A 14,025-nucleotide genomic window follows, 5' to 3' on the forward strand; every position below is an offset into this window, starting at 1 on the left:
AAACAAGTTACGACAGTTAAGAGTTATAGCTCATACTTGAAACCGAGCAAGTAGGTACGACCATAATCTTGGTAATCACGTACTTGCAGGGCATTGTCACCTTGTAGCGAGATAAACGGCTCTTCGGTGATGTTTTGCACTTGGAAAGTAATTTCTAGACTCTCTAGGCCTTGAATACCGGAATCAGCAAAGTCATACCCAAGCTGTGCATCCCAGATGGTTTCGCCTTGGATATCGACTTGGTCAGTTGAGAAACCCACACCGTAAATATCGCCTTTAAAGTCACTACGCTTACGCATGCTCGTACGTGCGGTGAAGCCATAGCGCTCATAGTACAAGGTTAAGCTTTGAATGCTGTCAGACAAACCTGGCAATTCATAGTCGTTGCCACTGGGGTCTTCCATATCCTGCTCAACACCGGTATGGCTAGCCAGTAGGCCAAAACCTTCTAGCTCATCGGCGAATAAGTTAAACGGTAATGCCACAGAGAGCTCGTAACCCCACAGATCACCGCCACCGCCATTGATTTTACCTGAGCCGGTGCCGGTGCTGTTTGGTGGAATTTCACCAGTAGCTGGGTCCGCCACGCCGCTCATATCAATCTCATAGTTACCGTCAAAAATCCATTGGTTCAGGTCTTTATAGAACACCGCTGCCGAGAAGTAACCTTCTTCACTAAAGTAGTTCTCATAGCTTAAGTCGAAGCCCGTCGCCTCTTTGGGTTCAAGCTCCGGGTTGCCGCCGGATACCGACCAATAATTGCCGTTTTCATCTGGCTGCTGGGCATTGTACGACGCGCTGATTGAGGCATTCATTTCATCTAAGCGCGCACGAGAAATGGTTTTCGCCGCACCAAAACGCAGCGTTTGCTGCTCATCTAGAGCAAAGTTAAGGTTTAGGCTCGGCAGCACATTGCTGTAGTCGTGGCTAATATCGGTGGGTTCGGCCACAACGAGGCCATCAACGACATTAAAGGCATTACCCTGTGACGACTGTTTGGTATACACATAACGCACACCGACATTACCCGTTACTGGGATATCACCTAGCTCTGCATTAATATTGGCTTGTACAAAAGCGGCGGTGACTTCTTCTTGCACTGTCCATGAACGTGTTAAGTGCTTAGAGTCGGTTAGGCTTTCACGCAGCAGATTATAGTAACCGTCATCCACGAGCGCCCGGGTATCGTAAGCGACCATTGGGCCCATGCCAATAAAGCTTAAATCGGCACTACCTAGACGATACTGCTCAGGCACTTCGAGCATGCCGACGTTCTCTGGGTAAGAGAAATCAGCCAAAGTCATAAAGTAGCCTTCAGAGACCTTGGTTTTCTCACGGTCACGATAAGACACGCCAAATTCCACACCGCTGATGTAGGCGTTATCCATTGCCTTGCTAGCGGCCAATTTCAACGTAGTTAATTCGTCTTCCACTTCTGGAGCATTAATAAAGCCATCTTGTGCGGTATTCTCATATGGCGTGCCGGTTAAGCCATATTGATTATTTAATGCCGCACTGGAGCCCCAAGATAAAGGCCCACCTAATTGAATAAGGTTGAAGTCGCTGTAATCAAGCTGGTGCGAGAACTGGGCGCCGGTGTTGCCATCATCAAAGGCATAACCGATATTATCGGAAATACCGTTATTGTCACCACGACCTGTACCTGAGTAGCTTTCGATACTCCATACTTGACGCTCTACTTCGGAGCGACTAGCGTCAAATTCCAGCTCCCAGTCGTTACTAAGGAGGTATTCTACATTAAAGCCAAACTGACTCAGATCCGCTTTACGCTCTTCAAAGTCGTTACGAACGACAACGCGTTGACCTTCTGTTAAAGCGCTGGTGATAAAGCCGCTGTCTGCATCAACCGTTGCGCTCTCAGGAGAGATTGAGCCTTGACCCCAAGCAAACGGGACTTCAATACCACGAAGGATTTTTTCGTCAGTAAAATCAACATAAAGCGCGTCAAAGGTCATGCTCAAGTCGCTGGTAGGCGCGTATTCAAGCACTAACATCGCAGAGTCACGCTCGAGCGTTGATGAGCGCACAAAAGGTTTCGCCCCACCCAAGATTGAATACGTATCCCCTGAGTCTGTAGTAAATTCAGGGTAGCCCCATGAGTTCCAACGCTTCTCTTGGTTGGGTGAACTCATTGTTGTATAGGCAAAAGCAACGCCAAAGGTATCGTCAGCGAACTGATCAATGTAAGAAACCGTACCACGGAAGCCTTTGTCATCGCCGTCTGGATTTAGTTTATCGAAACTAGTTTGCTCAAGCTGGCCGTTAAACTGAATGACCTGCTCGCCCTTGCTTAGCGGGCGGACTGTTTGCATATCGATAACACCGGCAATGCCTTCAGCATCAAGTGACGCACTCGGTGTTTTATAGACCGTTACACCGCTCATAATTTCTGACGGGTAAAGGTCGAATTCTACGCCACGATTGTCGCTGATAGAGACTTGTTCACGACCATTAAAGGTGGTGGCGCTCTCGTTTTCGCTAAAACCACGTACGCTGACACGTGATGCGCGACCGTCTAAGCGCTGTGCAGTCAAACCAGGTAAGCGAGCAATAGATTCAGCAATAGACGAATCTGGTAATTTACCAATGTCTTCAGCAGACACTGACTCTACCACTTCTGTTGCAAAACGCTTGGTATTGATTGACTCGACGACACTGCGGCGAAAGCCACGTACTTCAATCACTTCAACATCTTGCTGCTCATCGGCTTGCGCCTGCGCTTCGTTGCCTTGAGCATACGCGACTTGGCTACCTAAACCGGCACTCAACAGTGCAAGCGTTAGCATACTTGGTTTGAACATAGACATAGTGTTTTATCCCGATTAACCATTTTATTAGGACCAATTGGTGATAGTTAGCGCTGCACCAATTTGGCTCGTGTTGTTGTCGCAAAAAATACTAACGCTCGTCTTAAATTATTAACAAACTTATGCATACGTATTCAATGTAATTGCAGCTGCAATATTTTACATTTTAGTTACATAAAAATTAGCAACAATCCAGTAAATATGCGAGCTTGCTAGCCTTTACAGCACAGTTACAATTTAACACCCCCAACAATACGCTGCCCTAGCCTACGCCAGCCCCCTGAACCGATAAATAAGCCCACATCCCTTACTGTTAGGGCTACTGAGAACATGATAGTAAAAGCCCATACTGTGGCGTGGTAATTGGTCTTACCATTCATTTTCGCACTACTTTAGTGCATTGGTGGGCTGAATCGCCTTAAATAAGTGCAAGACCCGATTACCGGAACCAGCCAGCTCAATGGCACTGTTTCCATTGGTAAACAGCCTTTTGGTATCAGTTTGGTGACAAAGCCAAGCAAACACTAAAGCCACCTAATGCGCTTTTGCATACGAATACATCATGCATACGTATGCAGATTTTTTACAAGCGTTCTGAGGTTGCCGTATTCTTTGCCAAGCAAAAAAATTAACCGATGTTCTGGAGCGAAACATGGCGAACCCTCTTTGGTGGAAAGGTGCGGTAATTTATCAGATTTACCCCCGCAGCTTTCAAGATACAAACGGCGATGGAATTGGCGACCTCCGAGGTATTATTAACCGCCTTGATTACATAAAAAGCTTGGGTGTGGATGCGGTGTGGATCTCACCGTTCTTTAAATCGCCAATGAAGGATTTCGGTTATGACATCAGCGACTATCGTGATATTGACCCTATTTTTGGCGATCTTACAGACTTCGATGAACTGATCGCCGAAGCACATCAGCGCGATATTAAAATCATTATTGATCAGGTATTGAGCCACACCTCTGATCAGCATCCCTGGTTCTTGCAAAGCCGCGAATCAAACAATAATGACTATGCCGATTGGTACGTGTGGGCAAACGCTAAAGAAGATGGTACGCAGCCTAACAATTGGTTATCCATTTTCGGCGGCCCAGCATGGCAATGGGAGCCTCGTCGCGAACAGTATTATTTGCATAACTTTCTTACCGAGCAGCCAGACCTTAATTTCCATAACCCGCAAGTGCGTCAAGCGGTGCTGGATAACGTGGAGTTTTGGCTCAAAAAAGGGGTTGATGGCTTCCGCTTAGATGCCATTAACTTTTGTTATCACGACGCGCAATTACGTGATAACCCGGCAAAGCCAAAAGAAAAGCGCCAAGGCCGTGGTTTTAGCGAAGATAACCCGTACGCTTTTCAATACCATTACTACAACAATACGCAACCTGAAAACCTCGACTTTATGCGCGATATTCGTGCCTTACTCGACAAGTACCCGGGTACGGTAGCACTTGGGGAGATCTCCTCTGAGGATTCCCTTGCGACCATGGCCGAATACACCAGCGGCGGTGACAAGCTGCATATGGGATATAGTTTCGAGCTACTAACCGATGATTACAGCAGCGCCTATATTCGTAAAACGGTCGAGACCTTAGAGGCGAATATGCTCGAGGGCTGGCCTTGCTGGGCGTTTAGTAATCATGATGTGGAGCGTGTTGCCAGCCGTTGGGCAAAAAACGGCGAAGTTAACCCTGAACAGGTAAAAATGTTGACCGCACTGCTTGGCTCCCTACGTGGCAGTGTGTGCATGTATCAAGGTGAAGAACTGGCATTAGGCGAAGCGGATGTTGCATTCGAAGATTTGCAAGACCCCTATGGCATCACTTTTTGGCCCAACTTTAAAGGCCGTGATGGCTGTCGCACGCCGATGCCTTGGCAAGACGGTGAGCACGCCGGGTTTAGCACGGTAAAACCATGGCTGCCGGTAAGCCATGCTCACAGTCTACAACATGTTGCCAAACAACAACAGGATGCTCATTCAACGCTCAATGCCTACAGCGAATTTATGGCTTGGCGGCGTCAGCATCGTGCGTTAGTTGAAGGTGACATTCACTTTATTGATACTCATGAGCCCGTTCTTGCCTTTACCCGCAACCACGGTGATGAGTCCATATGTTGTTATTTTAACCTATCGGAGCAACCCGTGAGTGTCGAGGTAACGCACGCGCCCAGTCATCAATATCAAGGCTCGCTGTGCCATCACACTGGGCAATTGCAAGGCCAAACACTGCATTTACCTGCATTTGGTTGTTGGTTTGCTCGTCTTTAACCCCTTCCCTTGTGTCATAAAACGTGACATTTTTTAGCACCCTACGGGGTGCTTTTTTTATGCTTGTTCAAAAGTCATATTGTTCACCCAAGGACAACGTCGGTTATCTTGACGATAAAAATAACTCACTTTCTAAAAACCGGGGATTACGCTAAAAATAAAGCACTTTCCAAAGAGGAACTATGCAATGAAATACCTTGTTTTAAGTGCGCTGTTTGCTATTGGCTTACAAAGTGCTTTTGCCAGCGATGACCTACCAGTCGCCCCCGAGGAGATAATCAAGGAGCACACGCAGATGTGCCTAGACTGGGCCACGGAAGATGACATTGATGCGCAAAGCCAGTATCAGTATGTGCTCGACTGTGTCAATGATGAGCTCAGTGACAATGGTTACCAGCACGTACAACAAGTGAATATCAAATAGCCACTTGCCTAATATGGGCCTAGGGGAGTAAAAAAGCCGCTCAATCATTGTGAGCGGCTTTTTCTTTTTTCTGCGGGTTACTTTTTCTTTTTCGCTTTCTTTTTCTCTTCTTCAACCCATTTGCCATTTTCGTAGGTTGCCTTCCAGCCGGTCGCTTTACCATCGACTTCAGTCATTACATACTGCGACTTGGTCTTACGGCTAAAACGTACTACCGCTGGGTTACCATCAGAGTCAGTCTCTGGCGCATCGGCTAAATAGTAAAATTTAGGTGATATACGCTCGCGAAAACGCTTTAATTCAGAAACCTTAGGCGCTCGAGTCTCCCGTGACTTAGGAAAAGTAGAGGCAGCCAAGAATATACCGGCAGCGCCATCACGCAGCACGAAATAGGCATCCGATTTCTCGCATTCAAGCTCTGGCAAGTGCACCGGGTCCTCTTTAGGTGGTGCCGGCTCGCCATTTTTGAGCAGTTTACGGGTGTTTTTACAGTCTTCATTGGTACAGCCAAAATACTTACCGAAACGACCGTTTTTCAGCTCCATATCTGCGCCACACTTATCGCACTCAATAATCGGACCATCATAGCCCTTGAGCTTAAACTGCCCTTGTTCAATGAGGTAGCCACTGCACGCGGGGTTATTACCACAGACATGCAATTTGCGCGTTTCATCAATTAAATATGAATCCATGGCAGTTCCACATTTAGGGCAACGCTTCATTTGCATCAGTGTTGATGTTTCAACATCTTCAACTTCATCAGCATTGACCGCTTCCTCACCTGGCGTAAGGTTCATGGTGGTGGTGCAGCGCTCTTTAGGTGGCAAGTTATACCCAGTACAACCTAAGAACACACCGGTTGATGCTGTGCGGATCCCCATTTTTCTGCCACAGCTAGGACAATCAATGTCAGTCTCGACCATTTGGTTTTGACGCATTCCGCCTTGCGCCTCATCGCCACTGGCAATGGCTAACTTTTCCGAGAAGTCGGCATAAAAGTTATCCAGCACTTGAGTCCACTGGCGTTCGCCCTCGGCAATATCATCCAGGCGCTCTTCCATTTTGGCGGTAAAGTCGTAGTTCAACAGCTCGGTAAAGTTCTCAACAAGGCGATCGGTGACGATTTCACCCATTTTTTCAGCGAAGAAACGACGGTTTTCCACCCGCACATAGCCTCTGTCCTGAATAGTGCCGATGATCGAAGCATAGGTTGAGGGTCGACCGATACCGCGCTTCTCAAGCTCTTTAACCAAGCTTGCTTCACTGTATCGCGCTGGCGGCTTGGTAAAGTGCTGTTGTGGGTCCAGCTTATCTAAGCTTAATTTATCACCGACACTCAATGCTGGCAGCGCTTGCTCTTCATCGCTTTTCTTGCGCACGGCAGGTTGTACTCGGGTCCAACCATCAAAACGCAATACGCGGCCTTTGGCTTTAAGCTCAAACTCACCCGCTGTAACCGTCACTGTGGTTAAATCGTATTGCGCTGGCACCATTTGGCAGGCAACAAATTGACGCCAAATAAGCTCATACAGTTTCTTCGCGTCAGCATCAACACCCTCAACATGCCCTGAAAGAACGTTTACATCTGACGGCCGGATTGCTTCGTGCGCTTCTTGTGCGTTGCCTTTTGCGCTGTAAATATTAGCTTTTTCCGGCAGGTAATTGTCGCCAAAATTATCGGCCACATAGCCGCGACACATGGCGATAGCGTCTTGTGACAAGTTAGTCGAGTCAGTACGCATATAGGTAATATAACCGGCTTCGTAAAGACGCTGCGCTAGCATCATGGTCTTTTTAACGCCATACCCTAAGCGCGTACTGGCCGCTTGTTGCATGGTGGAGGTGATAAAAGGCGCACTTGGGCGGCTTTTACTCGGTTTTTCTTCAACGTCGGTAACTTGGTACTGAGCCGATTGCAGCTGCGCCACAGCAGAGTCTGCCTGATCTTTATTAACCGGTTTAAAGGCTTTACCTTGCTCTTTGGTCACCAGAAGACGTAACGCATCGGCTTTGGCTTGTACATCGGCATGAATATCCCAAAACTCTTGCGGGATAAAGGCCTTGATTTCGCGCTCGCGTTCCACAAGAAGACGAACGGCAACAGACTGCACGCGCCCAGCAGATAACCCGCGCGCCACTTTTTGCCACAACAAAGGCGAGACCATAAAGCCAACAACACGGTCTAGGAAGCGTCGCGCTTGCTGAGCCTGTACCATATCGGTATTCAGCTCGCCCGGGGTAGAAAAGGCCTGCTGAATGGCATTTTTGGTGATTTCGTTAAAAACCACCCGTTTGTACTTCGACTTATCACCGCCGATAATCTCTTCAAGGTGCCATGCAATGGCTTCCCCTTCTCTATCCAAATCCGTTGCGAGATAAATTTCATCTGCCGTTTCGGCGAGTTTTTTTAATTCTTGAACAACTTTTTCTTTGCCGGGTAGCACCTCATAGTGAGGCTCCCAGCCTTTTTCTGGGTCAATACCCATGCGTGCAACTAGGTTTTGATAGTCACGCTTCTTTTTATAGGCGGCTTTTTCCTCAGGGGCCATTTTGCGCACTTCGGCGGGGGATTTTGCCGCAGGCGCCTTCGCCTTACCTGACCCAGAGGTGGGAAGGTCGCGTACGTGACCTACGCTGGACTTAACAACATAGTCCTTGCCTAGGTATTTATTAATTGTTTTTGCTTTTGCAGGAGACTCTACAATGACTAGCGATTTGCCCATAATAGCCTAAGTTGACCTATCTCTTTTTATAATGATTGCCCTTGTTCGTGGGCACGAATAAATATAGGTATATCTACAAACACCTATTGTTACAAGCTTTGACGCTAAACTTTTATCTAATCAGCGATTTTTTGACCAGCTGTTGCTGTGATTTTGTCCGTTATGGTGATTAATCACCGGTGCACAGGCTAACGCCGGGCAATATATAGGAATAAAAACAAAAATGCCAACCGAGCGGTTGGCATTTTGTTTAATCAAGCAATTTGCTACTGATCATCAACAACAGTCATGGATGCAGATACAACCTTGGCATCACCATCATCAAACCCTGATGGAATAGTGAAGGTAATTGTTAAACTACCTGCTGTTTTTTGGTTACCTTCAGACTCGCGAGAGATAAGTACGCGTGAACGAATAGGTGTGTCTCTGTTGGTATTACCGATTACCGCACTGTTTTCTAGAATATCTAGAGAACCATTTGAAGTAGATATTTCCACTTCCGTTCCTGCTGGCAGTGGATTACCAAATTCATCACTGTAATAGATGTCGATAGCTTGTGATGCCAAGCCTCCGCCCGCTTCAGTACTTACATTGACGAGTTCAATGTCACATTTACCAGCGACATTAGTTGACTCAAGCACGCGCTGCGCATCGGTTGTACAACTGTTTGAGTCAATCGCAAAGCGAACATAAGGCTCATCACCAGACATCACCAGCTCTACGCTGCTGCGCACTTCAATTAACTCACGAGTACACTCACCGGCCGCTTCAGCTTCTTGTGAGCACAGTAAGCCGTTGTATTTGCCATCTGCTTCATCAAAGATGCCATCGTTATCAAGATCACGCCATGTTTCGTTATGACCGCCTCGTGAGATTAGCTCTGAACAAGGGTCAGTAGGCCCAGGTGCTGGATCGCAGTTGGCTTTATCGAAGGCGCCGTTTTCGTTATGGTCGATAAATGCTTCGGTTAAGTCATACTCTTGATAGTACTCACCAATATCGAACAGGCCGTTACGGCGGGTCACACCACCGCTTGACTCTTCATCAACAAAGTTTTCTTGGCCTTTGGCTACCGCCATCACGGTAACGCGCCCGCCCATTACAATACCATTAGGGTCGTTTTTAGCGCGTACCATACCATTAATACAAGGTGCAGCAACGCCAAACCAAGGATCGCAGTTTTGCACACCCGTTTTTGGGTTAACGCCCTCGGTGGTAGATGAGTCGCCATCGATATCACCAATACGGTTACCCCATTTGTAATCCCAAAACGGTCTATCGCCTTGGCTGCGCCATTGAATGGTACAGGCCGCATCGGTGGTTTGACACTTAAAGGTGGGGTTAAACTGCGTGCCATCAATAACCCCCGTAACACCGGCTTCGGTTAATACGGTTGCTTCAACACCATCACCACTTAGCTGGTTGAACTGGTCGCCAAAAAATACCGTTAGATTTGAAGTAACTCCGTTGTAATAAAGCGAGTTGGAATTTATAACATCGGTGCTTAAATCAAAGCTGTTCTGATCGGTCACGCCTGAGCTTAAAGTAAGCAAGCTCGATACTGAGCTGATCTGCTCACTTAGCGGAATAAGTCGAAGTTCACCTTCAGGGCAAGAGCTGGGTGCATCGGCTGCTTGGCAGGCTTGATACTCATCAACCCAACAGGTCAAATCATCACCTTCAGGCAAGGCGGCCACATCGGCTTTTGGCACATAGCAAGCTTTTACAACTAGGGCACCTGGGACCACACCAGAGGTCACTGTGGTTTGCACCACACCGTTATTATCGGTATTACCCGTTGCCTGAGTCAGTGTCGCTTCACCGGTACCGTCCGTCAAACGAAAATCGATGCGGTCTTGAGCCACTGGGTTGCCATCTTCATCAAGAAGTTTAAAGCGCACCACAGATTGTGTAGGAACACCGCCTTCACCCGGAGGAAGTGCGATAAACGCTTCGCTTACATCCATAAATTGAATAGATTGCACAGGCGACGCTTCAACCGGAATAATAGTTGTCGCGGTGTAGTTTTTACCGCCAGTTTCTACTGTTACAGTGACATTATCTTCAATGTTACAGCCGTTTGCGCGATAGGTTGCTGTAGCAATACCGGCACGCGATTTTACTTTATCATCCAGGGTCGATTGGCCACTGGCGGCACAAGTGGAGCTAAATTCAACATCGGTCGGAGTTTGGAATAGGTTGCCTTCATCATCGCGAAGTTGCACTTCGATAACCGTACTGCCACCGGCTTTAAGTGGAATAACATTATTGTTGTCATCCGTTGCCAAGCCGTTATCAACAGTCAGCTCTAAATCTACCACACCTACTGCAAAATTAGTGGTGTCAGTGACGCCCAAGGCTTCAACCGAGATCGTGCCTGCACCACCTTGGTTGCCTGGCTGTAAACGCAATAAAGCGCGGCCAAACGAGTCGGTTAATGCAGTACCAGATGATGGCAATACCGTACCCACTGAGGTCTGGGCATTAACGATTGCCGAGCCCACGCCGTCGCCACTTTGAATGCTGGTTACTTCAACGTAAATCTCGCCCACTTCATTAGAAGAAATGCTATTGACGATATTACAACCAGTATTTGGGTCACGGGGGTCAAGCATGACGTTATCACGGTCATCATCCCAACCAGCGTTACAACCAGTGAGTAGTAACACGTCAACATCGGCGGTTTCCTCGGTAATAACAACGTCATCACCTTGGGTGGTAAAATCCGCTTGCGCTGTCACTTGGTCTCCCGCAGCCGGAATGTAAGTTGCGGTTACACGACCCGCGCCTTTCACTTGACCTGGGCCAATAGTGACCTGTGCGACACCATCTGCGTTCGTTTGTGCAGAAGCAGGTTTTAGCTCACCTAGGGTATTGCCACTTACTTGCTGCAGGCTAAACTCAATGGCCTTACCGGACACCGAGCCTGAAGTTGCGCTGAGCGTTGCTACTGCTTGCGCCGGGTTATCATTAGAAATAGGATTTTCGGCAGATATTGCATTGCCTTCACTGTCCACCACGGTTACGGTAATGGAATAACTACCAGAAGAACTACCATCTCCCCCCGTGTCACCACCTTCTTCTAAACTACCGCCGCCACCGCAGGCGACTAGAAGTAAACTCAGTAAAGAGGCACTGAGCAATCGCACAAAACGCATTGACTTCTCCCTAACGTTTTATTGTTTAAATTATTTACTTAATATTAACCCAGGATGAGTGAATTACGCATTCCTTTTTTGAAAAAAGTTGTCGTTTTTCGCTGCATTGAGTGATTTTCGCTGATAGGCTATAGCGAATTACAATAACGAAGATGAATCATACCTATGTCTGAAAAAGGTTCAATGTCTCTCACCACGCGTATTATGATTGGTATGGCGCTAGGTGTTGTTGTCGGCTTTTTGTTCAAGTTGATTTTGGCCGGTGAAGACGAATTATTACTTGATTTAGGCTTGTTTGCCTTTCCTGTTAAAGGCTTTTTTGTTGACGGTTTATTCAATATTGGCGGGCAAATCTTCATTGCCAGCTTAAAAATGTTGGTGGTGCCACTGGTATTTGTGTCCCTCGTTTGTGGTACTTGTAGCCTCAGTGACCCGAAAACCTTAGGTCGTTTAGGTGGTAAGTCTATCGCCATGTATGTGGGTACCACCGCCATTGCCATCACCGTCGCCATTACCTTAGCGCTGTTAGTAAGCCCAGGCGATGGCGTCACCTTGCCAAATGATGCAACCTTTGATGCGAAAGAAGCGCCGACGCTGGCTCAGGTCATCATCAATATGTTCCCCACCAACCCTATTGATGCTATGGCCAGTGGTAACATGTTGCAGGTCATTGTTTTTGCGCTACTATTCGGTATTGCTATGGCCCTCAGTGGCGAAGCGGGCCAGCGCCTAAGCGCCGTTTTTGAGGACCTCAATAACGTCATTCTTAAACTGGTTACCTTACTTATGAACATTGCCCCTTACGGGGTCTTTTGTTTGATGGCAAAACTGTTTACGACCATTGAGCTGGGGCTTATTTGGAGCCTGATGAAGTATTTCGGTGTGGTGGTCGCAGCGCTGCTGATCCATGGGTTAATTAACTACTCTATCCTATTAAAAGTGCTGACTGGCTTAAGTCCTGTCACCTTTTTATCGCAGATGAAGCACACTTGTTTGTTTGCGTTTAGCACCTCAAGCTCCAGTGCAACCATGCCTATTACACTTGAGACCGCGACTAAAAAGCTCGGTGCCAGTAACTCCGTAGCCTCATTCACTGTGCCACTGGGAGCCACCATTAATATGGATGGCACCGCCATTATGCAAGGCTGTGCAACCGTGTTTATCGCTCAAGTGTTTGGTGTCGATTTAAGTATTTCAGATTACCTAATGGTTATTCTTACCGCCACATTGGCATCCGTTGGAACCGCTGGAGTGCCAGGAGTGGGCTTGATTATGCTGGCGATGGTACTGAATCAGGTGGGGCTACCCGTCGAAGGTATCGCGATTATTATCGGCGTCGATAGATTGTTAGATATGACGCGTACTGCGGTTAATGTGACCGGTGATTGTATGGTTACCTGTGTTGTTGCCAAATCTGAAGGGCAGCTTGATGAGACTGTCTTTAACGATCTCGAGTCGGCTAAAGAACTGGAAGAATATAAGCCCAAAGCAAGAAGCTAACTTCACTTGTATAAAAAAACCTCGCCGTTGTAGCGAGGTTTTTTTATATCTAAATTAAGGTCTCAGGCGCTGACCCTTAGACCATATCTTTAAACCTGCTTTTTCCACCGCGAGGCTTAGGCTATGCGCGACTTTATCCGCCAAGCCTTGTTTTTTCTTATAGCTCACTTTGTAAGCTTGTCGCTCTTTACTCAGTGCCAGTAATTCATCATCACTGGTCGTGATTCTATCCACTAAGCCTTTTTCTTTGGCATCAATCGCAAACCAGTGCTCCCCGGTAGCGACGGTGCCTAAGTCTAATTCAGGGCGATGCTCGCTGACAAAGTGTTTGAACAATTGATGCGTTTGCTCAATTTCTTGGCGGAACTTTTCTCGCCCTTCATCAGTGTTTTCACCAAACAAAGTGAGGGTCCGCTTATACTGCCCTGCGGTAATGAGCTCTAGATCAATATCGTTCTTTTTCAGCACCTTGTTAAAGTTTGGTATTTGCGCAACCACACCAATAGAGCCAACAATAGCAAAAGGCGCAGCAATGATTTCATCGCCAACACATGCCATCATATATCCACCACTGGCGGCGACTTTATCAATGGCGATGGTCAGTGGTATCTGTGCCGCTTTCAAACGGGCCAGTTGCGACGCTGCTAAGCCATACCCATGGACAACGCCTCCGCCGCTTTCCAAGCGCACTAATACCTTATCTTTTTGCTTATCGGCCAATGTTAAAATCGCCGTGACTTCCTCACGTAGGCTCTCAACTTCATGAGCATCCATGGAGCCAACAAAATCAATCACGTATAGGCGCCCTTGCTGTGTTTCACCGCTGTCACTTTTAGCTGCCTTTTTCTGTTCTTTCTTCAGCGCTTTTAAGGCTTTTTTATCTAGGGTGTTTGCTAAAAAATCATCTTTCAACTGTTTTAACTTTGCTGAGAGATCGTCAACCTGAAGTGATCCTTCTTTACTTTTAGGTTTATTTGCCGCTCCTGCAATCATTGCGATGATAATGACGATTGCCACTAAAAAAGTCAGGGTTTTTGCAAAAAATAACCCGTATTCATAAATATACTCCACCTAGAGTCCCTCTTTCATTGTTGATGCACGGCAATGTAGCACAGCCATT

At 47.2% G+C, this 14,025-nt stretch carries 7 protein-coding genes; 3 read left to right on the forward strand and 4 right to left on the reverse strand.

Annotated elements, in window-relative coordinates:
- Positions 1–23: 23 nt before the first annotated feature.
- Positions 24–2,828, reverse strand: a complete 2,805-nt coding sequence (locus FIU82_RS08495; protein WP_152440848.1) for a TonB-dependent receptor — start codon at positions 2,826–2,828, stop codon at positions 24–26.
- Between the two features lie 652 nt (positions 2,829–3,480).
- On the opposite strand from FIU82_RS08495, the gene FIU82_RS08500 reads away from it, so the two are divergent.
- Together FIU82_RS08500 and FIU82_RS08505 are read left to right on the forward strand one after the other, a co-directional pair.
- The gene (locus FIU82_RS08500; protein ID WP_152440849.1) at positions 3,481–5,100 is read left to right on the forward strand and encodes an alpha-glucosidase family protein; all 1,620 of its coding nucleotides are present in this window, start codon (positions 3,481–3,483) and stop codon (positions 5,098–5,100) included.
- Between the two features lie 187 nt (positions 5,101–5,287).
- Positions 5,288–5,524: a hypothetical protein gene (locus tag FIU82_RS08505; RefSeq protein ID WP_022945095.1), complete on the forward strand. Its 237-nt coding sequence runs from the start codon at positions 5,288–5,290 to the stop codon at positions 5,522–5,524.
- Between the two features lie 77 nt (positions 5,525–5,601).
- Here the strand turns inward: FIU82_RS08505 and topA are convergent, their stop codons facing one another.
- Positions 5,602–8,247 (reverse strand): type I DNA topoisomerase, encoded by a 2,646-nt coding sequence (gene topA / locus FIU82_RS08510; RefSeq protein WP_152440850.1) that lies wholly within the window; start codon positions 8,245–8,247, stop codon positions 5,602–5,604.
- A gap of 266 nt (positions 8,248–8,513) precedes the next feature.
- A complete protein-coding gene (locus FIU82_RS08515; protein ID WP_152440851.1) occupies positions 8,514–11,405 on the reverse strand; it encodes an Ig-like domain-containing protein in 2,892 nt (963 codons plus the stop codon).
- A gap of 165 nt (positions 11,406–11,570) precedes the next feature.
- On the opposite strand from FIU82_RS08515, the gene FIU82_RS08520 reads away from it, so the two are divergent.
- Positions 11,571–12,905: a dicarboxylate/amino acid:cation symporter gene (locus FIU82_RS08520; RefSeq protein WP_152440852.1), complete on the forward strand. Its 1,335-nt coding sequence runs from the start codon at positions 11,571–11,573 to the stop codon at positions 12,903–12,905.
- A gap of 54 nt (positions 12,906–12,959) precedes the next feature.
- Here FIU82_RS08520 and sohB read toward each other — a convergent pair whose 3' ends face one another.
- Positions 12,960–13,976, reverse strand: coding sequence for a protease SohB (sohB, locus tag FIU82_RS08525; protein WP_152440853.1), 1,017 nt, complete (start codon positions 13,974–13,976; stop codon positions 12,960–12,962).
- Between the last annotated feature and the right edge of the window lie 49 nt (positions 13,977–14,025).

This window comes from Pseudoalteromonas sp. THAF3 (genome assembly GCF_009363775.1).
Classification (GTDB): Bacteria; Pseudomonadota; Gammaproteobacteria; order Enterobacterales; family Alteromonadaceae; genus Pseudoalteromonas; species Pseudoalteromonas ruthenica.